The sequence below is a fragment of the Cellulomonas humilata genome (assembly GCF_013359775.1).
Lineage (GTDB): Bacteria > Actinomycetota > Actinomycetes > Actinomycetales > Cellulomonadaceae > Cellulomonas > Cellulomonas humilata.
Genome location: NZ_JABMCI010000065.1, coordinates 110222 through 134816 on the forward strand (window position 1 = coordinate 110222; position 24595 = coordinate 134816).

Here is a 24595-nt window from a genome sequence, read left to right on the forward strand (position 1 = left end):
TCAGACCGATCCGTGGAACGTGCGCGACAGGACGTCGAGCTGCTGCTCGCGCGTCAGCCGGACGAAGTTCACGGCGTAGCCCGACACCCGGATGGTCAGCTGCGGGTACTCCTCGGGGTGCTCCATGGCGTCCTCGAGGGTCTCGCGGTTGAGCACGTTGATGTTCAGGTGGTAGCCCGACGACATCATGTACGCGTCCAGCAGACCGACCAGGTTGGTGACCTGCTCGTCGCGGGTACGGCCCAGACCGGTCGGGATGACCGACGAGGTCAGCGAGATCCCGTCCATCGCCTCGGTGTAGGGGATCTTCGCGACGGACAGTGCCGAGGCGAGCATCCCGTGCGCGTCCCGACCGTTCATCGGGTTGGCACCCGGTGCGAACGGCTGGCCGGCGCGGCGGCCGTCCGGCGTGGAGCCGGTCGACTTCCCGTAGACCACGTTCGACGTGATGGTCAGGACGGACTGCGTGTGCAGCGCCTTGCGGTACGTCGGCGTCTTGCGCAGCTTGGTCATGAACGTCTCGACCAGCCACACGGCGATGTCGTCGGCGCGGTCGTCGTCGTTGCCGTAGGTCGGGAACTCCCCGTCGACGGTGTACTCGGTGACGAGGCCGTCGACCGTGCGCACGGGGTGCACGGCGGCGTACTTGATGGCGGACAGCGAGTCGGCGACCACGGACAGGCCGGCGATCCCGCACGCCATGGTGCGCAGCACGGCCCGGTCGTGCAGGGCCATCTCGAGGCGCTCGTACGCGTACTTGTCGTGCATGAAGTGCACGCAGTTCAGCGCGTCGACGTAGGTCTCGGCGAGCCAGTCGAGCATCCCGTCGAGCTTGGCCACGACGTCGTCGTAGTCGAGGACGTCACCGGCGACGGCGGGCGCCGAGGGGGCCACCTGCTTGCCGGTCAGCTCGTCGCGACCGCCGTTGATGGCGTAGAGGAGCGCCTTGGCCAGGTTGACCCGCGCACCGAAGAACTGCATCTGCTTGCCCACCCGCATCGGCGAGACGCAGCAGGCGATCGCCGCGTCGTCACCCCACGCGTCGCGGATGAGGTCGTCGGACTCGTACTGGAGCGCGGAGGTGTCGATCGACACCTGCGTGCAGAAGCGCTTGAAGCCCTCCGGCAGGCGGTCGCTCCACAGCACCGTGAGGTTCGGCTCGGGGGCCGGGCCCAGGTTGTAGAGCGTCTGGAGGAACCGGAAGGAGGTCTTGGTGACCAGCGTGCGGCCGTCCTCGCCGATGCCGCCGATGGACTCGGTCACCCACGTCGGGTCGCCCGAGAACAGCTCGTCGTACTCCGGCGTGCGCAGGAACCGCACGATGCGCAGCTTGATGACCAGGTCGTCGACGAGCTCCTGGACGTCCTGCTCGTTGAGCCGGCCCGCGGCGAGGTCACGCTGGAGGAAGACGTCGAGGAAGGTGGAGGTGCGGCCCAGCGACATCGCCGCGCCGTTCTGCTCCTTCACCGCGCCGAGGTAGGCGAAGTACAGCCACTGCACGGCCTCCTTGGCGGTGGTGGCCGGAGCCGAGATGTCGTAGCCGTACGAGGCGGCCATCGTCTTGAGCTCCTGCAGGGCGCGGATCTGCTCCGCGTTCTCCTCGCGGTCGCGGATCACGTCCTCCGAGGAGCGCTCGCGGTCGAGGTCGGCGCGGTCCTCGCGCTTGGCCGCGATCAGGGCGTCCACTCCGTACAGCGCGACGCGGCGGTAGTCGCCGATGATGCGGCCGCGGCCGTAGGCGTCGGGCAGGCCGGTGATCAGGTGCGCGGAGCGTGCTGCGCGCACGGCCGGCGGGTACACGTCGAAGACACCGTCGTTGTGGGTCTTGCGGTACTTGGTGAAGATCTCGCCGACGATCGGGTCCGGTGCGAAGCCGTAGGTCTCGAGCGCCTTCTCGACCATCCGGTAGCCGCCGTTGGGCATGATCGCGCGCTTCAGGGGCGCGTCGGTCTGCAGGCCGACGATGATCTCGTGGTGGCGGTCGATGTAGCCGGGCTCGTGCGACGTGATCGTCGAGGGCGTGTGCTGGTCGATGTCGTACACGCCACGGGCGCGCTCGGCCGGGAACATCTCGGTCAGCTTGGCCCAGATACCGGTCGTCCGGTCGGTCGCACCCGCCAGGAAGGACGCGTCGTCGGTGTAGGGCGTGTAGTTGCGCTGGATGAAGTCACGGACGTCGATCCGATCCACCCATGGCCCGGTGACGAAACCTTCCCAGGCCTGCCTGACGGCGGGCTCGATACGGGTGCTCGCGGACACGGTGCTCGTGGACATTTGCGCTCCTCCGACGTTGCTGATACCTCGACGCTACGGAGGAGGTAGGCATTCGTCCCAGGACCTAAGGCCCCGTGTGATGCGGGTCATCAGGAGGACAGCCCCAGCGCGGCGAGCGTATCGCGTGCGATGTCGGCCGGACGCAGGCGCAGCTCGGTCACCAGCTGCTCGCGGGTGGCGTGGTCGAGGAACTCCCGCGGGATGCCGAACGCCTGCACGGGGGTGCTGATCCCGGCCTCGCGCGCGCGCTGCGCGACCACCGATCCGAGGCCGCCGTCGACCACGCCGTCCTCGATGGTGACCACGTGGTCGTGGTCCCCGACCAGCTTGGTGAGGGCGCCCGAGACCGGCAGGACCCACCGGGGGTCGACGACCGTGACGCGCAGCCCGTGCGCCGCCAGCACCTCGGCCGTCTCCAGCGCGGTCTGCGCCATGGCCCCGTACCCCACGACGAGGACGTGCGGCGAGCCCGCGGGGCCGTCGTGGCGGGCCAGGACGTCGATGCCGTCGAGGTGGTCGATGGCGGGCACCGGGTCCACGAGGGCGCCCTTGGGGTAGCGGACGACCGTAGGCGCGTCGTCGACGTCCACGGCCGTGCGCAGGGCGTCGCGCAGCGTCTCCTCGTCGCGCGGCGCGGCCAGCCGCAACCGCGGGACGACCCCGAGCATCGCCATGTCCCACATGCCGTTGTGGCTCGCGCCGTCGGAGCCGGTGAGCCCGGCCCGGTCGAGCACGAACGTCACGCCGGCCTTGTGCAGGGCGACGTCCATGAGGATCTGGTCGAACGCGCGGTTGAGGAACGTGGCGTACACCGCCACGACCGGGTGCAGACCGCCGAACGCCATCCCCGCCGCGGACGTCGCCGCGTGCTGCTCGGCGATGCCGACGTCGAACACGCGCGCGGGGAACTCCGCGGCGAACGGGGCGAGCCCCACCGGCTGGAGCATCGCCGCGGTGATGGCCACGACGTCGGGACGCCGGCGGCCGATCCGCACCAGCTCGTCGGCGAACACGCTGGTCCACTCGAACCGCGACGGCGCGACGGGCAGGCCGGTCTCGGGGTGGATCTTGCCGACCGCGTGGAACCGGTCCGCGACGTCCTGCTCGGCCGGCACGTAGCCCCGGCCCTTCTCCGTGATGACGTGCACGATGACCGGCCCCCCGAACGCCCTGGCGTTGCGCAGCGCCCGCTCGACCGCGCGCACGTCGTGACCGTCCACTGGACCGACGTACTTGATGCCGAGGTCCTCGAACATGCCCTGCGGCACCAGGACGTCCTTGATGCCCTTCTTCATGCCGTGCAGCGCGTCGTAGGTGGCGCGGCCGGGAGGCCCGGAACGGCGCAGCGTGCGCTTGCCCCAGGACAGGACGTTCTCGTAGCCGCGCGTGGTGCGCAGCGTGTCGAGGTGGTGGGCGAGGCCGCCGATCGTCGGCGCGTAGGAGCGGCCGTTGTCGTTGACGACGATAACGAGCCGGCGGTCCTGGCCAGCGGCGATGTTGTTCAGCGCCTCCCAGGCCATGCCCCCCGTCAGCGCACCGTCGCCGATCACCGCCACCACGTGCCGGTCGCCGCGGCCCTGGAGCTCGTTGGCCTTGGCGATGCCGTCAGCCCAGCTCAGCGCGGTGGACGCGTGGGAGTTCTCGACCACGTCGTGCTCGGACTCGGCGCGACTGGGGTACCCGGACAGCCCGCCCTTGCTGCGCAGCTGGGAGAAGTCCCGGCGGCCGGTGAGCAGCTTGTGCACGTACGCCTGGTGGCCGGTGTCGAACACCATGGTGTCCAGCGGCGACTCGAACACGCGGTGCATCGCGATGGTCAGCTCGACGACGCCGAGGTTGGGACCGAGGTGGCCACCGGTGCGGGACACCCGGTCGACCAAGAACGTGCGGATCTCGGCGGCGAGGTCGTCGGCCTGGCGCGGGGTGAGCCGGCGCACGTCGTCCGGGGAGCTGATGCGATCGAGCAGACCCATGGTGGTGCCTCCTCCTCCGGTGTGCGGCGACGATGCCGCACCGTGCGGACGCCGAAAGCTGTGTCCACACTGTACGGGGACCGGGGCCAGACAACCCGCTGGGCCTGGTCAGGTGCCTGTGGAGGCCCCGTGAAGAGCCGGTCGTCAGCGACTACCATGGACCGGAAAGGGGAACACCCATGCGCTTCCTGCCCGGCCACGCGGCCACCTCCGACCTCACGTACGGCGACGTCTTCCTCGTCCCGTCGCGTTCCGAGGTCACCTCCCGCTTCGACGTCGACCTCACGGCCGTCGACGGCACCGGGACGACCGTCCCCATCGTCGTCGCGAACATGACGGCCGTCGCCGGACGCCGGATGGCCGAGACCGTCGCCCGCCGCGGTGGCCTCACCGTCCTCCCCCAGGACGTGCCGACCGACGTGGTCGCCGAGGTCGTCGCGTCGGTCAAGGCACGGCACGCGGTGGTCGAGACGGCCGTCGTCGTCAGCCCGCACGACACGGTGCACACCGCCCTCACGCTCATCGGCAAGCGCGCGCACGGCGCGGCCGTGGTGGTCGACGGCGGGCTGCCGGTCGGGGTGGTCACCGAGGCCGACTGCCAGGGCGTCGACCGCTTCACCCAGGTCGAGGAGGTCATGAGCGCCCACCCGACCACGGTGGACCTCGCGATCATCGAGCAGGGCGGGCTGCGCGGGCTGGAGGCGGCGTTCGAGAAGCTGCACGGCTCGCGGCGCCGGTTCTCGCCGGTCGTGCGCGACGGCCAGCTCGTCGGCGTGCTCACGCAGGTCGGCGCGCTGCGCTCCTCCATCTACCAGCCCGCCGTCGACGCCCAGGGGCGCCTGCGCGTCGCCGCGGCCGTGGGCATCAACGGCGACGTCAAGCAGAAGGCCCTGGAGCTGCTCGAGGCCGGTGTGGACGTGCTCGTGGTCGACACCGCGCACGGCCACCAGCGCAAGATGCTCGACGCGCTCGGCGCGGTCCGCTCGCTCGACCCGCAGGTGCCGGTCGTGGCAGGCAACGTGGTCACCGCCGACGGGACCCGCGACCTCATCTCCGCCGGCGCGGACATCGTCAAGGTCGGGGTCGGGCCGGGCGCCATGTGCACCACGCGCATGATGACCGCGGTCGGCCGGCCCCAGTTCTCCGCCGTGCTCGAGTGCGCGGCCGAGGCCCGGCGGCTGGGCAAGCACGTGTGGGCCGACGGGGGCGTCCGCCACCCGCGCGACGTCGCGCTGGCGCTCGCGGCCGGTGCCTCGCAGGTGATGGTCGGCTCGTGGTTCGCAGGCACGCACGAGTCCCCGGGCGACCTGCACGAGGACGGCAACGGCCGGCTCTACAAGGAGTCGTTCGGGATGGCGTCGGCACGTGCCGTCGCCGCCCGCACGAAGGGCGGCTCCGCGTTCGACCGCGCGCGCAAGGCCCTGTACGAGGAGGGCATCTCCTCCTCCCGCATGTTCCTGGATCCCCGCCGTCCGGGCGTCGAGGACCTCATCGACACCATCACCGCCGGGGTCCGCTCGGCGGCGACGTACGTGGGCGCCACGACGATCGACGAGCTGCACGAGCGCGCGGTCGTCGGGATCCAGTCGGCCGCGGGCTACGAGGAGGGGCGTCCGCTGCCCGACGGGTGGTGACCGGCATGCGTCCCGTCCTGGTCATCACGCACGCGCCGCACGAGGGCCCCGGCCTCATCTCCCGCGGGCTCGACGCGCCGCTGCGGGTGCGCACCGTCCTCGATCTCGAGGACGCGCGGCTCCCCGCGCTCGACGAGGTGTCCGGCGTCGTGGTGATGGGCGGCCCCATGGACGCCGACGACGTGCGGGGTCACCCGGGTCTCGCCGCCGAGCGCGCGCTCCTCGCGGCCGCGGTCGACGCGGACGTCCCCGTGCTGGGCGTGTGCCTCGGCATGCAGCTGCTCGCGCTGGCGCTCGGCTCGCACCTGCACCTGCGGGCCGCCACGGAGATCGGGTTCGCCCCCGTGGACATCGACGTCGAGGACCCTGTCCTCGGCGCGCTCGGCACCCGGCCCACCGTGCTGCACTGGCACTCGGACACCGTCGACCTGCCGCCGGGCGCCACGCTCCTGGCCTCGACCGAGGCCACGCCGGTGCAGGCGTTCCGCGTCGGCAGCGCGCTGGGCCTCCAGTTCCACCCCGAGCTCGACGCCGGGATGCTCGACCTCTGGCTCTCGACGCCGGACATGGTCGGCGAGCTCGGCGACGACGAGATCGAGGAGATCCGCGCGGCCGGCGGCCGGCACCTGCCCGGTCTGGTCCCCGCCGCCGAGAAGATGTTCGCCGGCTTCGGGGAGCTCGTCCGGGCGCGGGGATGACCGACCCGACGCCGGAGGTCGGCGGGGCGCGCGCCGAGCTGCTCGACCTGTGCGCGCGCGGCGTCGACTGGCGGATGGACCCGGCCCGCGTGCTCGAGGACGCCTCGACGGCCCGGCCCGCCGCGGTGCTGGTGCTGTTCGGCGCACTCGACGCCGCCCCCGCACGCACCGAGTCGCCGGCGGTCGCCCGCGACCTCGACGTGCTGCTCCAGCGGCGCTCCCGGACGCTCGGGCACCACGCCGGCCAGATCGCGTTCCCCGGCGGGCGGCTCGAGAAGTCCGATGCCGGGCCGCGGGAGGCCGCGCTGCGCGAGGCCGTCGAGGAGGTCGGCCTGGACGCGTCGGGAGTCGAGGTGCTCGGCACGCTCCCGCCCTTGCCGGTGCCCGTGAGCAACCACCTGGTCACCCCGGTGCCGGCGTGGTGGACCCATCCGTCGCGGGTCGCGGCGGTCGACCACGCCGAGACGGTCGACGTGTTCCGGGTCCCCGTCGCCGACCTGCTCGATCCCGGCAACCGTGCGAGCGTCGAGCACACCCGGTGGGGCCGGACCGTCCGCACCCCGGCGTTCACGGTCGACGGCAGGCTGGTCTGGGGGTTCACCGGGATCGTCCTGGCCAGGATGTTCGACGCGCTCGGCTGGGCCGTGCCGTACGACGTGCACCGGATCGTGCAGGCCCGCTGACGTGGTCCACCCGATCCCGGAGATCGAGGTCACCGAGAGCCTCGCCCGCACGCTCCTGCGCGAGCAGCACCCCGACCTCGCCGACCTCCCGCTGACCTGGTCCGGGACCGGCTGGGACAACGCCCTGTGGCGCGTCGGGGAGGACCTGGCCGCCCGGTTCCCGGTGCGGGAGCTCGCCGCTCCCCTCGTCGTGCACGAGCAGCGGTGGCTGCCCGTCCTGGCGCCGCGGCTCCCGGTCGACGTGCCGGTGCCCGTGCGGGTCGGGACGCCCTCGGGCACCTACCCGTGGGCGTGGAGCGTCGTGCCCTGGTTCGACGCCGTCGCGGCCCACCGGACCCCTGTGGCGGGCCGGGCGGCCTGGGCGCCGCAGCTGGCGGACGTCTTCGTCGCGCTGCACCGCCCGGCCGCCGACGACGCGCCGGTCAACCCGTTTCGAGGCGTCCCGATCGGCCCCCGCGAGCAACCCCTGCGCGATCGTCTCGAGCAGCTCGACCTCGCCGACGCGGACCGCATCCTCGAGCGCTGGCGCGACCTGGCGGCCGCTCCCCCGTGGGACGGCCCCGCCCTGTGGCTGCACGGCGACCCGCACCCGGCCAACCTCCTGGTGCACGACGGACGGCTGCGGGCGGTCATCGACTTCGGTGACGTGACGTCCGGGGACCCGGCCTCCGACCTGTCGACCGCCTGGCTCACCTTCGACGCCGAAGGGCGGGAAGCGTTCCGGGAGCGGCTGGCCCATGACGACGCGACGTGGCGGCGCGCCCAGGCGTGGGCGCTCCACATGGCGGTCGTCCTGCAGATGCATCCCGTGGACCACCCGACGCTCGCGGAGATCGGACGCCACGGGATCGGACAGGTGCTCGCCGACTGATCTCGCGGAATACTGGCGCCATGGCGAACGACCCGAACAAGACGATCCCGACCGACGTCGCCGTCGACGCGTTCCTCGAGACCGTGGAGAACCCCGTGCGTCGTCGGGACGCGATACGCCTGGTCGAGCTGATGACCCGGGTCACGGGTGAGCAGCCGCGGATGTGGGGGCCGACCATCGTCGGGTTCGGCGCCTACCACTACCAGTACGCGTCGGGCCGGCAGGGCGACGCGATCGCCGCAGGGTTCTCGCCGCGCAAGGCCGCGATGACGGTCTACCTCGCCGACGGTGTCGAGGCGCACGCCGGCCTGCTCGCGGACCTCGGTCCCCACACGACCGGCGCGAGCTGCCTCTACATCAAGAATCTCGACACGATCGACCTCGGCGTCCTCGAGGAGGCCGTCCGCCGCTCGTACGCGACCGTGAGCGCGGAGTCGTTCGGCACCGACGCCGGCTGACCGTCAGCTCGACGGTCCCGCCCGCACCATGCCTCGCACGGCGTCCAGGCGGAGCGTCGTGGGGTCGACGTCGGTGAGGACCCACGTCGCGCCGGCGGCCACCCAGGGCGCGGGATCCGTCTCGGGCGCCAGGTCGATCGCGACGTCGTAGGACCGGTCCGGGTCGGTCCGTAGCGCTCCCACGCGCGTCACCGCCTCCGCCAGCTGGTCCGGGGACGTGAGGTTCACGGGGAAGAAGCCGTCGTGACGGGCGGCGCGCCGCAGAGGCCGCAGGTTCCCGGGGAACGCGGCGACCCAGACCGGGGTGTCGCCGCGCACCGGGGTCGGGGAGAAGGTCATGCCGTCGACGAGGTGGTGCGTCCCGTGATGGTGCACGGCCTCACCGGTCCACGCCGAGCGCAGGATCTCGAGCGACTCGTCGAGCATCTCGGCGCGCGTCCGGTCCTCGACGGGTTCGCCCGTGCGTGAGTATTCGCCGGCGAACGAGTCGCTGCCGACGCCGACGCCGAGGACCAGGCGCCCGCCGCTGAGCCGGTCGAGAGCCACGGTCTCGCGCGCGACCTTGGTCGGCCGACGCCGCGCCAGGGGGCTCACCATGGGTCCGAGCACCAGGCGGCTCGTCACCGCGGCCGCGGCCGCGAGGCTCACCTGGGGGTCGCCCACCGCCGTCACCGGCGTCCGCCAGGCGATCTGGTCCCACACGAAGAACCCGTCCCACCCCGCAGCCTCGGCCTCGACGGCGAGACCGGCGACGACCCGGGGGTCGGCGAGCTCGTCGAACAGCGGCAGCCACACCGCGGACCTCATCGTGCGTCCCGCGGCGCTGTGTGCTCCAGCAGCGCCGCCGTGAACTCGTCCCACCGGGCCTGTGGCAGCTCGTGACCTGCACCCTCGAGCACGACCAGCCTCGCCCCCGGGATGGCCTCCCGCAGGGCGTACGCGTGGGCCAGCGGGAAGACCGGGTCCAGCTCTCCGTGGACGACGAGCGCGGGCACCCGGACGTCGCCGAACCCGCCGCGCACCGGACCTGGGGTGTCGATCGCGAAGTGGTTGTTCGCGGCGCTCGGGTCCGTGGCGCGCGCGAGGTCGACCTCGACGAGCCGACGCACGTGCGCCTCGTCGAACAGGGTGGACGGGCCGTGGTAGGCCCGGATCACCGCGACCGTGTGGTCGACCCAGGCGTCGTGGTCGTCGAGCGCGGGGGCGGGCGACTCGACCGCGTCCCGGAACGCAGCAGTCGGGCCGGGCAGGCCGGCGTCACCCGTCGTGGTCGACATGAAGGTCACGCTCGCGACCCGGTCGGGGTGGTCGACGGCCAGGATGAGCGCCGTCCCGCCCGACATGGAGCGGCCGACCACGTGGACCGTGTCGAGGCGGAGCGCGTCGACGATCGCGACGGCGTCGTCGGCCAGGTCCCTCATGTCGTAGGCCGGATGCCCCCCACGGGACACCGTCGACCGTCCGGTGTCCCGCTGGTCGTAGCGGATCACGAACCGGCCGCCGGCGGCGAGCCGGTCGCACAGCTCCTCCTCCCACCCGATCATCGACGCGGCCGCGCCGTGGATGAGAAGGACGGCCGGGTCGCCGCGGTCGCCGGCGGTCTGGACGCAGAGCTCGACGTCGCCGACCTGGATCATCGTCTCGGGGTTCATGGGAGCGACGCTAGGACGGGTCCGTCACCGTGAAAAGCGATTGTTCCTGATGCTGATCATCGCATGGAGCGATACTGGGGCCATGCTGGACCTGCGCCTTCTCGCCGCTCTCGACGCCGTGGCCCGCACGGGCACGTTCGGGGCCGCCGCCGCCGAGCTCGGCTACACGCAGTCGACGCTGAGCCAGCAGGTCGCCGCCCTGGAGCGACGTGTCGGGGGCGCCGTCTTCGACCGTCCGGGTGGAGCCCGTCGACCCCGGATCACACCACTCGGCCGCCTCGTCCTGGCGCAGGCGAGAACCCTGCTCGAGGCCGACTCCGCTGCCCGGGACGCCATCGACCGCTTCCACGCCGGTGCCGGGCGGGTGGACGTCGGCACCTTCCAGACGGTCACCAACGTGCTGCTCCCGATCCTCCTCGACCGGCTCCGGGTCGAGCACCCGGACGCGGACGTCCGCCTGTTCGAGGACGAGACCGAGGAGCCGCCGCTCGAGCTGCTCGACCTCGCGTTCCTCGACGTCCCCGGCCCGGGCGATGCCGACCACCTCGAGGTCTTCCGGGACGAGCACGTGCTCGTGGCTCCGCGCGGCTCCTTCCCGCCCGGACCCGTCGCGCTGGCCGAGCTCGCCGGAAGGGCGATGGTGGCCCTCCCACCGATCTGCGACCAGGCCGTGGTCGAGGCGGCCCTCGCCCGGGCAACGGTCGCGCCCGACATCGTCTTCCGGACCGTGGACAACCAGGGCATCACCTCGATGGTCCGGGCGGGACTCGGCTCGGCGGTCATGCCGGTGCTCTCCGTGTGGGGGCAGCGCCACGACGAGGCGCTGTCGTTCCACCGCCTCGAGCCGGCGGTCCCGGACCGGGTCGTGCGGGTGGTGTCACGGGGCACCCTGTCACCGCTCGCGTCGCGACTGAGGGAGCTGTCCGTCGACGCCGGTCAGCAGCTCGTGCGCGACCTGGCGGCCGACGGCCCGGTGTCCTGAGCGCTCGTCGCTCCCGCGCTGCGGGTCGGGGCCGCACTCGACCGCCAGGCAGGTCATGATGTCCGGCGTGACCGACGCACCGACCCCCGTCCCCGCCGCCGCGCCTGCGGGCCTGCGCGCCTGGCTGCGCGACCTCGGTGCCGTCGTGGCGCACGGGGCACGGCTCTGGATCCGTTCGTGGCCGCTGCTGCTCGTGATCGCGCTGCTCGCCGTGGCCGGGCGGCACGCCGCCGGCTGGGCCGCCGTCAACGCGTCGACCGTCAACAACACGCTCGGCTGGGCGGTGCTCGTCCTCGCGCCGCTGAGCATGGTCGCGGGGATCGTCGCCATGCTGTACGTGCTGCGCCGCGACCTGCCCGCCCTCGACGCCCTCGGCCGCACACGGGGGCCCGACGACGCCGCGTCCGGGCACGAGCGCGGACTGGTCGACGTGCTGGCCTCCGTGTTCGTCCCGTTCCTGGCGCTGTACGCGTCCTACGGGCTGCTCGACGAGGACCGGGCGCGGTTCCTCAACACCGCCGTCTACCGGGAGTTCGTCGAGCGCTCCCCGTTCTCCGCCGACCGGGCGGACGGTTCGTTCGTCGACCTCGCCACCGGGTGGGGGCTCGTCGCCCTGGTGGTCGTGGCAGTCGTGCTGCGCTGGCTGCTCGGCCGGTGGGAAGGCCGCAGCCACCGCCGCGTGCTCGCCTTCGCGGGTGCCTACGTCGAGGCCTTCTGGCTCCTGGTCGTGGCGGCGTTCGCCACCCAGCTGCTGGACAGCGTGTGGGCATGGGTCGAGAGCCGGCGCGCCGTGGCGATCGTGCTCGACTGGTGGCTCGACGTGCTCGACGCGCTCGGCCCGGTGGCTGCGCCGGTCGACGCTGCCGTCGACGCGGTCGCGGGCGTGCTGGGCAACCTGGACGACCTCGTCGTCATCCCGCTCGCGTGGCTCACCGTCGGCGCCGTCGTGTACGGGCACAAGCTCGCGGCGCCGCCCAAGCCCGAGCCGCGCGTGCGCGTGGCGGCGTGGCAGCGGGTGCCGGCGCCGGTGCGTCGCTGGACGACCGAGGCCGCGGCCCCGGTCGTCGGCGACGTGCGCGGGCGGTTCACGGCGCTCGCGGACGGGCTGCGGCGGCTCGCGATCGCCGGTCTGGGCCCGATGCTGGTGTTCGCGCTCGCGTTCCTCGTCGCCACGCGGGTCGAGGAGGGGATCCTGCTGCTCGCCCGCGCGATCAGCGGGCCGCAGGACGTCGACACGTGGCTCGCGTTCGCCCCGATGGTGTCGTCCGTCGCGACGGCCGTCGGGCTGACCCTGACGATGGCGCTGCTCGCGGCCGGCGTGGACCGGATCCTCGCGGGCCAGGCGGCGGCCGCGGCTCGCGTGCCGGTTCCCGCGGAGCCGACCGAGGTCTAGCGCGCCGCCTCGAGCAGCACGTACCGCGGCTTCTGCCACCACACCACGACGTCCGCGATCTCCACGCCGTCGGGCACGACGACCACCGGCGAGACGGACCAGGTGGCGGGCCGCGGCAGGGCGTCCGGGTCGGTGAGGGCGTCCTCGAGGTCGCCCAGCGGCGGCCACGGGCCGGGCGCGTCCTCGGGGACGCACGGCATCGGCGACTGGAGCGCACCCCAGCCGCTCGCGACGTACTCGTACCGGGTGCCGGACGCGTCACGCACCGCGACCGAGCAGCCCGTGAGGACGACGTCGGGGTCCGCGCTCAGCGTGAGGTCCACCCGCACCGCACGGGTACCGGTGGGCAGCTCCATGTCCTCGGGCAGGACCGTCGCGTCGGCGACGCCGTCCAGGCGCACCTGCACGTCGACCGGCAGGGTGCCGCCAGAGCCGTCGTAGACCCGCTGGTGGAGCTCGGCGGTCCCGCCCTCCCCGGCGGTGACGGGCTGGCGCAGGTCCTGCTCCCACCACAGCGTGCGGACGCGGTCGCCCGCCGCGACGAGCGCGAGGGCCAGCGCCACCGGCAGCGCGACGAGGGCCCAGCGGTTGCGACGCCACCAGGTCCCGGACGTCGTCGGCGCGGCGGGGGTCGGGTCGACGGTCTGCGTGCTCACGGCTGCTCCGGCGGCTCGTCGGACTGCGGGCCGGCGAGCACGGGCGTGTCGTCCGCCGCCCACGCGTCCGCGTCGGCCTGCGTGAGGCCGAGGTCGATGTCGGCGACGTCCTCGCGGCGCTGGTCCTTCTGCTCCAGGCCGATGCGCAGGTGCGCCCCCGGCAGGGCCTCGGGCGGGACCTCCACGCGCAGCGTCGCGTAGCGGGCGATCCCGGGCTGCGCCGTGCCGGGGAGGAACCACGAGCGCCCGCCGGTGAACACCACGTAGGTGCGGCCGTCGCCGCCGAGCAGCTCCGCAAAACCGAGCGCGCGCGGCTGTCCGGTGGCCTCGATGGTCAGCGGCACCGTGAGCCACACGCCCGGCGTCGCCAGCAGCGACCCGTCGTCGGGGTCGAGGACCGTGGAGCCGGCAGGCTCGCCGGCGGTCAGGCGCGCGTACCGGAGCTCGACCGGCTCGCCGACGACCGCCGGCCGCAGGAACGACGCCTGCACGCGCTCGTCGACCGGGAACGCGGTGACGACGACGTGGCCGACGGCGAGCGCCGCGAGCACGGCCGCGCCCGCACCCAGCGTCTGCGCGGTCGGGCGGCGCACACGCGGGGCGACCGGGACGGGCGGGGTGGTGTCGGGAGTGGCGGCGGGGGTGGCGTCGGGGGTGCTCATTCGTCGCCCTCCTCGTCGGCGTCGGAGACGGCCTCGCGCACGTCGAGCTCGCCCCGCAGCGCCGTCGTCGGGTCCCACCACGTCACGGTCGGGTCGAGGCTGCCCTTGCGCCACGTGTGCTGCTGGAGCAGCACGGTCGCGGTGGTGGGCGGGGCGACGGACCCGTCCTGCTCGAACAGGAACGCGGCCTCGTAGGTCAGCCCGGGCTGGACGGGGCTGAGGGACGAGCCGTCCTCGAGCAGCGCGATCGACGTGGACGTCACGCCCGGGACCAGCACGCCGGGCTCCTTGACCAGACCGTCGACCCCGGTGAGCGTCAGTGCGTCCCGCAGGGTGACCCCCAGCACGCCGGCATCGCTGGTGTTGCGCACCGTCGCGACGACGCCGACCCAGCGGTTGCCGTCCTCGGACAGGTACTGCCCCGGCAGGTCCGTGGTCCACACGACGCGGTGCACGGTCAGCTCGAACGGGGCGACCTCGACCGCGGCGTCGACGGCCAGCACCTCGGGGCCGTCCTGCGCCTGCTCCTGGAGCCCGCCGAACGCCGCGGTGACGGCGAGCAGCGCGACGGCGCCGCCGATGCCGATGCGGCGCAGCGGCTGGTCGAGGACGCGACGCGCGACCGTGCTGCCGCTCTGCCGCGCGCGGGCGCGCAGGTCGGGAGGGGCGGCGGGTCCGGGCACGCGGCCGAGTGTAGGTGCGACGCCGGGTCAGGGGCGTCAGGTGACCGTGTCAGTCCGGGACGCGCGCCAGGGCGATCCCGAACCCCGGCAGCAGGTCGTACCAGCGCACGTCGACGAACCCGGCCCCCTCGAGCAGCACGCGGAACTGCTCGGGCGTGTGGAAACCGATCCACCCCGGGTCGCCGGCCAGCGAGAGCGCCGACGCCAGCCCGACGAACCACGACGGCCCGGGGTCGATGATCGCGTAGTGGCCGCCCGGCCGCAGGCACCTCCGGATCCCCGCCGCGGCGGCCGCCGGGTCCGGGTAGTGGTGGTGCGCGAGGCAGTTGTAGACCAGGTCGAACGCCCCGTCCAGGTCCCGCGGCAGGTCCCCGACGTCGGACTGGACGAACGCCGTGTTGTCGAGGCCGGCGGCCCAGGCGGCCCGGTGCGCTCCGACGACCATCCCGGCCGCGAGGTCGACGCCCACGACCTCACCGTCCGGGACCCGGCGCGCGACGGCCCGCAGCTCCCGGCCCGGGCCGCACCCGGCGTCGAGCACGCGCGCGTCGGGCGTCAGCAGGGGCGCCAGCATGTCGAGGGCCTCGGAGAAGAGCGGGACCGAGAACGGGCGCACGTAGAAGTCGTAGGCCTCGGCGAGCCGGTCGAACTCCTCGACCAGGCCGTCGTTCTTGGTCGGCGCGTCCAGGAGCCGCGGCCCTCGCTGCGTGCGGCTGAGCAGCGGTCCCCCGCCGGGAGTCGGCGGGATGGCGTCCACCACGAGCGCCTCGCCGCGGGCGCGGGCTGCCTGGCGGGTCGCGCGGGCCGGGTCGGAGACGAGCGCGGCCCACGACCACATCGACGCCGCGAGCACGCCGCTGGCGGCCTCGCTCATGCGTCGGTGCGCCGCAGCACCACGGCGATCGTGCCGGCGGGGATGCCTTCCACGCGCACCGTGCTGCGGTGGTCGACACCCGCCACGACCGTGTCCGGCACGGTGGCCCGCAAGGAGACGACAACCGACTCCTTGGCGCCCAGGTCGAGCGTCGACGGTGTGACCGTGACCTCGACGTCGACCGGTTGCCCGGACGGGTCGCGGAACGGGTCGACGACGACCACGCCCGCCGCCGCGGCGTCCAGCACGTTCTCGACCTCGAACGCTCCCGCGGCCTGGGCTCCCGCCGGTCCCTCCAGCACGAGCAGCGCCGCGGCAGGCGCCAGCGCGTCGTCCGCGGCGTGCTGGTGCGGGGCGGGGGCGTCGTCGTGGCTGTGGGTCGCCGGACGACCGGGGGTCTGGAGCGAGACCACGCCGGGCGCCGCCTGCACCACCGCGGTGACCTCGGCGAGCCAGTCGGTGACCAGCGCGCCCCAGGCCTTGTAGTAGGAGACGTTGGCGTCGACGATCCGGCGCACCAGGTCGTCGGCGCCTGCGGTGGGGCGTGGCTCAGCCATGGGCGACCGGCACCCGGCCCTGGCGCGGCTGCGGGCGGCAGCAGGGCTCCTTGTAGAAGTGGTCGTACCAGTGGTGCACCGTGTCGGGCTCGTCGAGGACCGCGACCTCGTGGACGCACGCGCAGCCGCCCTCGGACGACGACACCTCCCACCGCACCACGTGGTCGCGGCAGCCACGCACCCAGAGCAGCGCCGACAGGGACTCGGACGTGTCGTCGGGCAGGTGCACCGTGGCGGTGAACGTCGCCGTCTCGTACGGCCCGATCTGCTGCTGCACCGGTGCGACCGTCACGGCGCCAGAGTCCGCCCCGGTGACCCGGACGGCGACGAACCGGCTGGCGGGCCACTCGTTGGTCACAGCCAGCCGCAGCGTCATCGTGGCGCCCGGGCAGCCGTGCGCGGTAACCGTGGGCAGCTTCTCCGGCAGGAAGCACGCGTCGGGGATCGCGCACCCGCACGGCTGCGTGCCCAGGGACATCTGCGGCAGGCTCAGGGCCCCTGTGTCGACCTTGCCGACCGCAGAGACGACGTCCGACACGGGGGTGGACGACCGCATGGCGTCCAGCACCGACCGCCCCAGCTTCAGGCCCGCGCACACCACCGCGTCGAGCGCGGCCGTCGTCTGGTCGGTCATGCTCTGCTGAGTGCTCACGATGACCCCTTCGCTCGTGTGCTCCGCGTCCGGGTCGTCGGCGCTGGCGCCGTGACCTGGACCTCGACCCGTACTCGCACCCCGGCGACCACCCAGGTGCCCGCATGCTCGCCGGCACCCAGCCCGGCGGGGACGTGCACCTCGGCCGCCACGAGCGCGTCGGCGGCCGGCGCGAGGGTCCCCGCACCGTCCGTCACCACCACCCGAGCCGCCTCGGACTGCCGCGCGGCCACGGTGTCGGCCACCACCGCCCACCGGTCCAGACCCGTCGCCTTCCCGCTGAGGCCGGCGGCGATCGCGTGCTCGAGCGTCTCGCGCTCCTCGAACGCCAGGACCGCGACCTTGGCGATCTCGACCGGCACGTTCCCGCGGTTCACGGCGTGCACGGACACGGGCACGATCGCGCCGGCCGGCCCGGAGACCGGGACGACGAGCGGCCGGACCTCGACCGCCTGGAACCCGAGCACCTCGATCCGCACGTCGATCGCCCCGCCGTCCCAGAGCAGCTGCGCGCCCCGCTCCCCCGCCGGCGCGTCGTCGGCCAGCAGCAGCCGGACCTCGGTCCGGGCCGGGCCGGCCGGGGCCGTGAGCACGCGCGCGGTCGACAGGACCTCGTCGGGCTTCTTCGACGCCGGCGGCACCAGCACGATCGAGGTGCGCTGGTCGGGGGGCACGTCGACCACCCCCACCACCGCACCGGGCGGGCCGACCAGGCGCGAGACCCGGACGTCGCTGGCGGCGGCACGGCCGGCACGGGCCACGGTCTCAGCCGTCCTTCGGGTCGAGGTCGTCGTCGCGGTCGGTGTACCCGCAGCGCTCGCACGGGCCGGCCTTGTAGGCCTCGGAGATCATCTGCGCCTCACCGCACAGGCGGATGCTGAGCAGGTCCATCCCGAGCAGGCTGAGGCCGACCGTGAAGTCGGCCGGCAGGTGGGCCCGCGTCTCCGGGAGCTCGGTCACGGCGAGGTTGAGGTTCACCGGGTTGAGCGTGACCGGGTTGAGGGTGATCGTCGCGTTCAGGGGATTGAGCGTGACCGGGTCGATGCCCATCTGGATCTTGGGGATCGGCTCGTGGATCGTGATGCCGAACTCGTTCGGGATGCCGGCGACGGTCACCGGGCCGATGGCCCCGATGTGGTCCACCACCACCGGGTTCATCGACACAGGCCCGATCGAGCCGAGGTGCCCGTCGAGGTGGACGTCCGAGCCCATGGCTACCCCCAGGTTGCCGCGCGGGATGTCGTCACCAAGCAGGATCGACCCGGACAAACTCGGGCGTCAACCAGCCGCGCCGCCCAGTTCGTCCGCCAGCAGGTCCAGCTCGGCCAGGAGCGCGATCTCCACGGGACCGATCTCGGTCGGGTACCAGGACGCCCGCGTCGCCGGCCGGGGCGCCACCGGTGCACCCGCGAGGAGCTCGTCGGCGAGCGTCTGCAGCGCGGGCAGCCGCACCGAGGCCGCGATCAGCACCTCGACCACCGCGAAGATCGCCGCCACCTCCTGCACGGTGCCGACGACCTCGATCCGACCCGTCAGCACGGCGTCCCGCACCTCGAGCCGCGCGTCGAGCAGGTCGGCGACGGTCCCCCGGTCGGTCCGGCCCCAGCAGCGCGGCCCGTCGCCGACCGCGGACGTCACCCGCAGCCGCCCGTCGCCGTCGAACCGCACGTCCACCGCCTCGTCGTCCAGGCCGATCCGCGCCTCGTGCGCCCCGGCGAGCCGTCGCACCCGGGCGGCCGCGTCGGGGTCGCCCGCGTCCAGACCGGCCACGAGAGCCGCCACGAAGGCCGCCAGGCCCCTATCCGGCACGCTCGACCACCCCCAGCCCGACCGAGTCGACCCGCACCCCGGCGATCAGGCCGACGCAGCGGAACGCACCGACGAGCTCGTGCAGGAAGGCGAAGCCGGGCTGCGCGGGCTCGGCCATGACCAGCTGGGCCACGTCCCGCACGTCGAACTCCAGGTCCAGGGCGTCGAACCCGTTGCTCGCGTGCACCACGACGCGTGACGGGAGCCGCTCGGCCGTGCGGTCGGTGTGCAGCGCGGCGAGCGCCCCCGGCAGGCGTCGCGACGGCCAGAGCCGCCCGGACGTCTCCACCAGCACCTGGTCGTCGACGAACCGGACCACGCGACCGCGGACCTCCACGGTGAGCAGCACCAGGCCGGTCGTCGTGTGCGCGCGGTTCGTCATGCGCGAGAACACCACCAGCACCCCGTCCGGCGCGTGCCAGCAGGCCCAGTCCCAGCCGGCGTCGTCACCCCACCACCACCGGCCCCAGTTGTGGTCGGCGTAGCCCCCGGCGCCGTCCATCGTGACCGTGCGGCCGGGCAGCCCAAGAGTGCCGGCGACGCTCAGCCTCGGGTAGACGGCCCAGCCGAGATGCCCCGAGCCGAACGGCATGACCGACGTCGCGCTGAGCTCCGGCCCGACCGGCACCCCCTCCAGGGAGAGGTCCACCTGGTCCCTCGGCAGGCGCGCCCGCGCGGCCACCCGCGCCCCCGACGGGTCGACGGCCACCGCGACGCCCGCCGTGGCGAGCGTCAGCACGTCCGTCCCGACCGCGTTCGCCGGCACCACCTCCGCGTTCCCGGCCCAGCCCACCCCGGGCACGTGCACCAGCGCCGCGCCCACCGCGCGGGACGCCTGCGCGTCGGGGTCGCCGTGCACCGACACGTTGACCAGCGCGATCACGCCGGTCTCGTGGTCGAAGGCGTTGACGTGCAGCCACTCCTTGTACGCGCCCCGCGACGGGTCGTTCGCCGGGGGGCGCCGCAGGTGGTCGCGCACGGTCAGCGCAGGACGCCGCCGTCGACCCGCGCGGGGGCGGGGCGACCGGGCACCACCGTGGCGGTCGGGACCCCGGAGCTGTCCGCCAGCGCCTGGACGAGCGCGACCGTGTCCGTGGCGAGCACCCACATCCCGACCATGAGGTCGAGCGGGTCGATGTGTTCCGGGCCGGCCGGACGGTCGGCGCCGGTGGGTTCCGGGACCAGCGGCGGCAGCTCGAAGGTCTCGGCGAGGTCGTCCACCAGCAGCAGCGCGGCGTCGTTGCGCAGCTGGTCGAGGACCCTGCTCGGCGGCATCGTCGACAGCCACCGGTCGATGCCCAGCTGCTTCCACAGCAGCGCGGCGTTCGTCGCGGGGCGGCCGTGCGCGAGCCCGTCGCGCAGCGCGCGCCCCTCCGCGGTCTCCGCCGCCTGCCGGCCGAGCGCCGCGACGCCCGCCGCCAGCGCGCCGACCACGTCGGCGCCGGACACCAGCGGGAGCGCCGCCAGCCGGCCGGACAGCGATGCGACGAGCGCGGCCGTCGTCCGGCCCGCCCGGTCGGGCTCGTCGACCAGCCGGACCTCCGCCCGGGCCGTCACGCGACGACCTCCGTCACGGTGACCTCCAGCGGCACGCCGGCCGGGTGCAGCCCGCGCAGGGTCACCAGGCCGCGGTACAGCCCGGGTGGCACGTCTGCGGGCACCCGCAGGCGGACGGTGACGCGGGCCTGCTCGGCGGGGGCGAGGAGCCGGAACGCCGGCCGCGCGTCGGCGTCGACGAACCAGGTCGTGCCGTCGTCCCCGACCAGCGGGGTGAGCACCGCCGCCAGCGCCGTGTGGACGCGCTGACGGTTCTCGACGTCGAGCTGGACCGAGGTCCGGCCACCCACCGGCACCGTCACGGCCAAGGCGTCCGGGGCGTCCGGTCGGAGCACGGTGCCGGGGCTGTGCGGCTCGAACATGCCCTGCACCCGGCGCAGGTACCGCAGCGTCTCGTCGACCATCCGGCCCTGGAACTCGGTCTGGAGACGCAGGATCTCGCTCAGCGTGTCGCCGGCTCCGTGCGGTGGCTCCGTCATCGACTCCCCCAGCTAGAGCGTCCGGTCGATCACGTAGTGCAGCATCTCGCGCAGAAAATGACGATAGTCCGCCGAGTCGTCGTCGCGGGAGGGGCCGAGCACGCGGGACTCCAGCTCGAGGGCCTTGCGCGAGTAGCGCTGCGCAAGCGCACGCCCGTGGTCGATCGACCCCTCGCGCTCCATCGCCGCCGCGAGCCACGCCACTTCACCAGCGTCCTTGTCCGGCCGCGCGACCGTCAGCAGGCGCAGGGCACGCTCGCGATCCGCAGCGCCGACCGTCCGCAGGAAGTGCAGCAGCATGACGGTGCGCTTGCCCTCCCAGAGGTCGCCCGCCGACTCCTTGCCGTACGCGCCCTCGTCGGCCACGAGGTTGAGCACGTCGTCGGTGATCTGGAACGCGACCCCGGCGTGGAACCCGAGCGCGACCAGGTCCAGCAGCTCGTCCTCGGTGGGCCGGCCCTCCCCCGGCGGGCTGCCGCAGATGACGCCGATGCGCAGCGGCGCGATCACCGTGTACCAGCAGGTCTTCTTGTAGACCATGCGCACGTAGTCTCGGTCCTCCAGGTCGAACGTGCCGGCGGCGATCCAGTCGAGCTCGATGGCCTGACCCTCCACGGACTCGCGGGCCATCCGCTCGAACTCCCGCAGCACCAGCAGCGCCTTGCGCACCCCGACGGTCGACACGTTCTCCAGCAGCACGCCGACCGACAGGATGTTCGTCGCGTCGCCCACGTTGATCGCCACGGGAACGCCGCGGTCGGCGAACAGGGTGGCGCGTCCGCGGCGGAACGTGGAGGCGTCCTCGATGTCGTCGTGCACCAGGAAGCCGTTGTGCAGCAGCTCCAGCGCCGTGGCGGAGCCGAGTGCCTGCTCGGTCCGGCCACCCGCGGCGATCGCCGCGCTCAGGCAGATGGCGGGACGCAGCCCCTTGCCCTCGCGCAGCGGGTAGTCCGCGACGAGGTCGTACAGCGGGCCGTAGCCCGTGGCCCGACGCCGGAGGACCAGCTCGGCGATCTCACCGCGCACGAGGTCGCGCGCGTCGGCGAGGACGCGCGCGACCAGCCGTTCGTCGTGGGCCATGGGGCCGTCCTACCGCACGACGACGGCCCCCCACCACCGTGCGGTGGTCGAGGGGCCGTCGATCGGACGGATCAGGACGCGACGAGCGAGCGCAGCACGTACTGCAGGATGCCGCCGTTGCGGTAGTAGTCCGCCTCGCCGGGGGTGTCGATGCGCAGCACCGCGTCAAACGCGACGACCGTGCCGTCGACCTTCGTCGCCGTCACCGAGAGCGTGCGCGGGGTGGTGCCCTCGTTCAGCGCGGTGACGCCGGTGATGTCGAACGTCTCTGTGCCGTCCAGGCCGAGCGAGTCGGCCGACTCGCCCTCCGGGAACTGGAGCGGCAGCACGCCCATCCCGATGAGGTTGGAGCGGTGGATCCGCTCGAAGCTCTCGGTGATGACCGCCTTGACGCCCAGCAGGCTGGTGCCCTTGGCGGCCCAGTCGCGCGACGAGCCGGAGCCGTACTCCTTGCCGCCGAGCACCACCAGCGGGATGCCGGCCGCCTGGTACGCCTGCGCGGCGTCGTAGATCGACGACTGCTCGCCGGTCAGCAGGTTCTGCGTGAACCCGCCCTCGACGCCCGGGACCAGCTGGTTGCGCAGCCGGATGTTGGCGAACGTGCCGCGGATCATGACCTCGTGGTTGCCGCGGCGCGAGCCGTAGGAGTTGAAGTCGCGGCGACCGACACCGTGCTCGGCGAGGTAGAGACCCGCCGGGCTGTCGGCCTTGATCGAGCCGGCCGGGCTGATGTGGTCGGTGGTCACCGAGTCGCCCAGCTTGGCCAGCACGCGCGCACCGTGGAAGTCCACGACCGGCGACGGCGCCGCCTGCATGCCCTCGAAGTACGGGGGCTTGCGGACGTAGGTGGACTCCTGGTCCCACTCGAACGTGTCGCCCTCAGGGGTCGGCAGCGCGCGCCACCGCTCGTCGCCCGAGAAGACGTCGGCATAGTCCTTGGTGAACATCGCGCGGTCGATCGAGGCGTCGATCGTGGACTGCACCTCGTCGGGCGTCGGCCAGATGTCCCGCAGGAAGATCGGCTGACCGGCCTCGTCGCGGCCCAGCGGGTCAGCCTCGAAGTCGAAGTCCATGGTCCCGGCCAGCGCGTACGCGATGACCAGCGGCGGGGAGGCCAGGTAGTTCATCTTGATGTCGGGGTTGATGCGCCCCTCGAAGTTCCGGTTGCCCGACAGCACGGCGGCCACGGCGAGGTCGTGCTCCTGCACGGTCTCCGAGACCTTCTCGTCCAGCGGGCCGGAGTTGCCGATGCAGGTGGCGCAGCCGTAGCCGACCAGGTGGAAGCCCAGCTTCTCGAGGTAGGGCCACAGGCCGGCCTTCTCGTAGTAGTTGGTCACCACCTGCGAGCCCGGCGCCATCGAGGTCTTGACCCATGGCTTGGCGGTCAGGCCCTTCTCGACGGCCTTCTTGGCGACGAGCGCGGCGGCGATCATCACCGACGGGTTGGACGTGTTGGTGCACGACGTGATCGACGCGATGGCTACGGCCCCGTGGAACAGGTCGAACGACCGGCCCTGGGTGTCCGTCGTCGGGTAGACCCGGGTCGCGGACGACGTGATCGCCGGCGAGTCGGACGCGGGGAACGACTCGCGCTCGGCCTCGTCGACCCCGTTGGTGACCTCGGGCGCGTACGTGGGCAGGTCGCGCTGGAACTGCTCCTTGGCCCGCGACAGCTCGATGCGGTCCTGTGGGCGCTTCGGTCCGGCGATCGACGGGACCACGGTGGACAGGTCGAGCTCGAGGTACTCGGAGAACACCGGCTGGACGTAGCCGTCCGACGTCGGGTCCAGCCACATGCCCTGCTCCTTGGCGTACGCCTCGACGAGCGCGAGCTGCTCCTCGGAACGGCCGGTCAGGCGCAGGTACTCGATCGTCACGGAGTCGATCGGGAAGATCGCGGCGGTCGAGCCGAACTCCGGGCTCATGTTGCCGATGGTCGCGCGGTTGGCCAGCGGCACGGCCGCGACACCCTCGCCGTAGAACTCGACGAACTTGCCGACCACGCCGTGCTGGCGCAGCTTCTGCGTGATGGTGAGCACGATGTCGGTGGCCGTGACGCCCAGCGGGATGGTGCCGGTGAGCTTGAAGCCGACGACGCGCGGGATGAGCATCGACACGGGCTGGCCGAGCATGGCCGCCTCGGCCTCGATGCCGCCGACGCCCCAGCCGAGCACGCCCAGGCCGTTGACCATCGTGGTGTGCGAGTCGGTGCCGACGCAGGTGTCGGGGTAGGCCTTGCCGTCACGCACCATGACCACGCGCGCGAGGTACTCGATGTTCACCTGGTGCACGATTCCGGTGCCCGGCGGGACGACCTTGAAGTCGTCGAACGCCGTCTGGCCCCAGCGCAGGAACTGGTAGCGCTCGAAGTTGCGCTCGTACTCCAGGGCGACGTTGCGCTCGAACGCGTCGGCGCGGCCGGCCACGTCGATCTGCACGGAGTGGTCGATGACCAGCTCGGCGGGCGCCAGGGGGTTGATGCGGCTGGCGTCGCCACCGAGCTCGACGACGGCCTCGCGCATCGTGGCCAGGTCGACGACGCAGGGCACGCCGGTGAAGTCCTGCATGATCACGCGGGCGGGCGTGAACTGGATCTCGGTGTCGGGCTGCGCGTCCGGGTCCCACTGCGCGAGCGCGCGCACGTGGTCGGCGGTGATGTTGGCGCCGTCCTCGGTGCGTAGCAGGTTCTCCGCGAGCACCTTGAGGCTGAACGGCAGGCGCTCGACCCCCGGCACGGCCGAGAGACGGAACACCTCGTACGAGGCATCACCGACCTCGAGTGTTCCCTTCGAACCGAAGCTGTCGACGCTGCTCACGGGGGCTCCTTCGCTGGCGAGTCTGCCGGTGTTCCTGTCCGGGGATGCAAGTCACCCGGACCGCTGGGCGGTGCGACCTCCCAGCCTAGGCGCGGCGAGGATCGCGATTTATCTCGACATCAAGATACATGCTCACGGGCCCCCGCGCACAC

25 protein-coding genes are annotated in these 24595 nt (G+C 73.2%); 7 read left to right on the forward strand and 18 right to left on the reverse strand.

Annotated features, from left to right (window positions below; translation table 11 throughout):
• Entirely contained in the window at positions 1-2274 is a 2274-nt protein-coding gene (gene pflB, locus HP550_RS11565) for a formate C-acetyltransferase (RefSeq protein ID WP_175347840.1), read from the reverse strand.
• 89 nt (positions 2275-2363) lie between these two features.
• A complete protein-coding gene (gene dxs / locus HP550_RS11570) occupies positions 2364-4247 on the reverse strand; it encodes a 1-deoxy-D-xylulose-5-phosphate synthase (protein WP_175347841.1) in 1884 nt (627 codons plus the stop codon).
• Between the two features lie 179 nt (positions 4248-4426).
• Here dxs and HP550_RS11575 point away from each other — a divergent pair, with 179 nt between their 5' ends.
• The 5 genes from HP550_RS11575 to HP550_RS11595 are packed head-to-tail and all read left to right on the forward strand — an operon-like array spanning position 4427 to position 8591.
• Positions 4427-5881: a GuaB1 family IMP dehydrogenase-related protein gene (locus HP550_RS11575; protein ID WP_175347842.1), complete on the forward strand. Its 1455-nt coding sequence runs from the start codon at positions 4427-4429 to the stop codon at positions 5879-5881.
• 5 nt (positions 5882-5886) lie between these two features.
• Positions 5887-6579, forward strand: a complete 693-nt coding sequence (locus HP550_RS11580; RefSeq protein WP_175347843.1) for a type 1 glutamine amidotransferase — start codon at positions 5887-5889, stop codon at positions 6577-6579.
• Positions 6576-7262 carry an NUDIX hydrolase gene (locus tag HP550_RS11585; RefSeq protein WP_175347844.1) on the forward strand — a complete coding sequence of 229 codons (687 nt, stop codon included), beginning with the start codon at positions 6576-6578 and terminating at the stop codon, positions 7260-7262. The genes HP550_RS11580 and HP550_RS11585 overlap by 4 nt, the downstream gene beginning before the upstream one ends.
• Position 7263: 1 nt before the next feature.
• Complete coding sequence (locus HP550_RS11590) at positions 7264-8133, forward strand: phosphotransferase (protein ID WP_175347845.1); 870 nt, start codon at positions 7264-7266, stop codon at positions 8131-8133.
• A gap of 20 nt (positions 8134-8153) precedes the next feature.
• Positions 8154-8591 carry a DUF1801 domain-containing protein gene (locus HP550_RS11595; protein ID WP_175347846.1) on the forward strand — a complete coding sequence of 146 codons (438 nt, stop codon included), beginning with the start codon at positions 8154-8156 and terminating at the stop codon, positions 8589-8591.
• A 3-nt stretch (positions 8592-8594) separates the two neighbouring features.
• Here HP550_RS11595 and HP550_RS11600 read toward each other — a convergent pair whose 3' ends face one another.
• Together HP550_RS11600 and HP550_RS11605 are read right to left on the reverse strand one after the other, a co-directional pair.
• Complete coding sequence (locus tag HP550_RS11600; protein ID WP_175347847.1) at positions 8595-9398, reverse strand: LLM class flavin-dependent oxidoreductase; 804 nt, start codon at positions 9396-9398, stop codon at positions 8595-8597.
• Positions 9395-10243 (reverse strand): alpha/beta fold hydrolase, encoded by an 849-nt coding sequence (locus HP550_RS11605; RefSeq protein WP_175347848.1) that lies wholly within the window; start codon positions 10241-10243, stop codon positions 9395-9397. Before HP550_RS11605 ends, HP550_RS11600 begins: the two co-directional genes overlap by 4 nt.
• Before the next feature lie 82 nt (positions 10244-10325).
• On the opposite strand from HP550_RS11605, the gene HP550_RS11610 reads away from it, so the two are divergent.
• A complete protein-coding gene (locus HP550_RS11610) occupies positions 10326-11225 on the forward strand; it encodes a LysR family transcriptional regulator (protein WP_246280801.1) in 900 nt (299 codons plus the stop codon).
• A gap of 67 nt (positions 11226-11292) precedes the next feature.
• Positions 11293-12618 (forward strand): hypothetical protein, encoded by a 1326-nt coding sequence (locus HP550_RS11615; protein WP_175347850.1) that lies wholly within the window; start codon positions 11293-11295, stop codon positions 12616-12618.
• Here HP550_RS11615 and HP550_RS11620 read toward each other — a convergent pair.
• From HP550_RS11620 to acnA, 14 genes are all read right to left on the reverse strand, one after another.
• Positions 12615-13274 (reverse strand): hypothetical protein, encoded by a 660-nt coding sequence (locus HP550_RS11620; RefSeq protein ID WP_175347851.1) that lies wholly within the window; start codon positions 13272-13274, stop codon positions 12615-12617. The genes HP550_RS11615 and HP550_RS11620 overlap by 4 nt on opposite strands.
• On the reverse strand, positions 13271-13936 hold the full coding sequence (locus HP550_RS11625; RefSeq protein ID WP_175347852.1) for a hypothetical protein: 666 nt from the start codon (positions 13934-13936) through the stop codon (positions 13271-13273). Before HP550_RS11625 ends, HP550_RS11620 begins: the two co-directional genes overlap by 4 nt.
• The gene (locus HP550_RS11630; RefSeq protein WP_175347853.1) at positions 13933-14619 is read right to left on the reverse strand and encodes a hypothetical protein; all 687 of its coding nucleotides are present in this window, start codon (positions 14617-14619) and stop codon (positions 13933-13935) included. The genes HP550_RS11625 and HP550_RS11630 overlap by 4 nt, the downstream gene beginning before the upstream one ends.
• Positions 14620-14668: 49 nt before the next feature.
• Positions 14669-15493: a class I SAM-dependent methyltransferase gene (locus HP550_RS11635; protein WP_175347854.1), complete on the reverse strand. Its 825-nt coding sequence runs from the start codon at positions 15491-15493 to the stop codon at positions 14669-14671.
• On the reverse strand, positions 15490-16050 hold the full coding sequence (locus tag HP550_RS11640) for a hypothetical protein (protein WP_175347855.1): 561 nt from the start codon (positions 16048-16050) through the stop codon (positions 15490-15492). Before HP550_RS11640 ends, HP550_RS11635 begins: the two co-directional genes overlap by 4 nt.
• Entirely contained in the window at positions 16043-16702 is a 660-nt protein-coding gene (locus HP550_RS11645; protein WP_175347856.1) for a hypothetical protein, read from the reverse strand. The genes HP550_RS11640 and HP550_RS11645 overlap by 8 nt, the downstream gene beginning before the upstream one ends.
• Positions 16699-17463, reverse strand: a complete 765-nt coding sequence (locus HP550_RS11650) for a hypothetical protein (RefSeq protein WP_175347857.1) — start codon at positions 17461-17463, stop codon at positions 16699-16701. The genes HP550_RS11645 and HP550_RS11650 overlap by 4 nt, the downstream gene beginning before the upstream one ends.
• Positions 17464-17467: 4 nt before the next feature.
• Positions 17468-17914 carry a hypothetical protein gene (locus tag HP550_RS11655; protein ID WP_056090752.1) on the reverse strand — a complete coding sequence of 149 codons (447 nt, stop codon included), beginning with the start codon at positions 17912-17914 and terminating at the stop codon, positions 17468-17470.
• Positions 17915-17980: 66 nt separating this feature from the next.
• Positions 17981-18511: a hypothetical protein gene (locus tag HP550_RS11660; protein ID WP_175347858.1), complete on the reverse strand. Its 531-nt coding sequence runs from the start codon at positions 18509-18511 to the stop codon at positions 17981-17983.
• Positions 18501-19490 carry a hypothetical protein gene (locus tag HP550_RS11665; protein WP_175347859.1) on the reverse strand — a complete coding sequence of 330 codons (990 nt, stop codon included), beginning with the start codon at positions 19488-19490 and terminating at the stop codon, positions 18501-18503. The genes HP550_RS11660 and HP550_RS11665 overlap by 11 nt, the downstream gene beginning before the upstream one ends.
• 2 nt (positions 19491-19492) lie before the next feature.
• Positions 19493-20068, reverse strand: a complete 576-nt coding sequence (locus HP550_RS11670; protein ID WP_175347860.1) for a hypothetical protein — start codon at positions 20066-20068, stop codon at positions 19493-19495.
• A complete protein-coding gene (locus tag HP550_RS11675) occupies positions 20065-20547 on the reverse strand; it encodes a hypothetical protein (protein WP_175347861.1) in 483 nt (160 codons plus the stop codon). The genes HP550_RS11670 and HP550_RS11675 overlap by 4 nt, the downstream gene beginning before the upstream one ends.
• Before the next feature lie 12 nt (positions 20548-20559).
• Positions 20560-21627, reverse strand: coding sequence for a polyprenyl synthetase family protein (locus HP550_RS11680; protein ID WP_175347862.1), 1068 nt, complete (start codon positions 21625-21627; stop codon positions 20560-20562).
• A 71-nt stretch (positions 21628-21698) separates the two neighbouring features.
• Positions 21699-24443, reverse strand: coding sequence for an aconitate hydratase AcnA (gene acnA, locus HP550_RS11685; RefSeq protein WP_175347863.1), 2745 nt, complete (start codon positions 24441-24443; stop codon positions 21699-21701).
• Between the last annotated feature and the right edge of the window lie 152 nt (positions 24444-24595).

Coding starts and splice junctions, on each gene's coding strand:
- pflB (WP_175347840.1), bottom strand. CDS start 2,274: ATGTCCACGAGCACCGTGTCCGCGAGCACCCGTATCGAGCCCGCCGTC.
- dxs (WP_175347841.1), bottom strand. CDS start 4,247: ATGGGTCTGCTCGATCGCATCAGCTCCCCGGACGACGTGCGCCGGCTC.
- HP550_RS11575 (WP_175347842.1), top strand. CDS start 4,427: ATGCGCTTCCTGCCCGGCCACGCGGCCACCTCCGACCTCACGTACGGC.
- HP550_RS11580 (WP_175347843.1), top strand. CDS start 5,887: ATGCGTCCCGTCCTGGTCATCACGCACGCGCCGCACGAGGGCCCCGGC.
- HP550_RS11585 (WP_175347844.1), top strand. CDS start 6,576: ATGACCGACCCGACGCCGGAGGTCGGCGGGGCGCGCGCCGAGCTGCTC.
- HP550_RS11595 (WP_175347846.1), top strand. CDS start 8,154: ATGGCGAACGACCCGAACAAGACGATCCCGACCGACGTCGCCGTCGAC.
- HP550_RS11600 (WP_175347847.1), bottom strand. CDS start 9,398: ATGAGGTCCGCGGTGTGGCTGCCGCTGTTCGACGAGCTCGCCGACCCC.
- HP550_RS11605 (WP_175347848.1), bottom strand. CDS start 10,243: ATGAACCCCGAGACGATGATCCAGGTCGGCGACGTCGAGCTCTGCGTC.
- HP550_RS11610 (WP_246280801.1), top strand. CDS start 10,326: ATGCTGGACCTGCGCCTTCTCGCCGCTCTCGACGCCGTGGCCCGCACG.
- HP550_RS11625 (WP_175347852.1), bottom strand. CDS start 13,936: ATGAGCACCCCCGACGCCACCCCCGCCGCCACTCCCGACACCACCCCG.
- HP550_RS11635 (WP_175347854.1), bottom strand. CDS start 15,493: ATGAGCGAGGCCGCCAGCGGCGTGCTCGCGGCGTCGATGTGGTCGTGG.
- HP550_RS11640 (WP_175347855.1), bottom strand. CDS start 16,050: ATGGCTGAGCCACGCCCCACCGCAGGCGCCGACGACCTGGTGCGCCGG.
- HP550_RS11655 (WP_056090752.1), bottom strand. CDS start 17,914: ATGGGCTCGGACGTCCACCTCGACGGGCACCTCGGCTCGATCGGGCCT.
- HP550_RS11675 (WP_175347861.1), bottom strand. CDS start 20,547: ATGACGGAGCCACCGCACGGAGCCGGCGACACGCTGAGCGAGATCCTG.
- HP550_RS11680 (WP_175347862.1), bottom strand. CDS start 21,627: ATGGCCCACGACGAACGGCTGGTCGCGCGCGTCCTCGCCGACGCGCGC.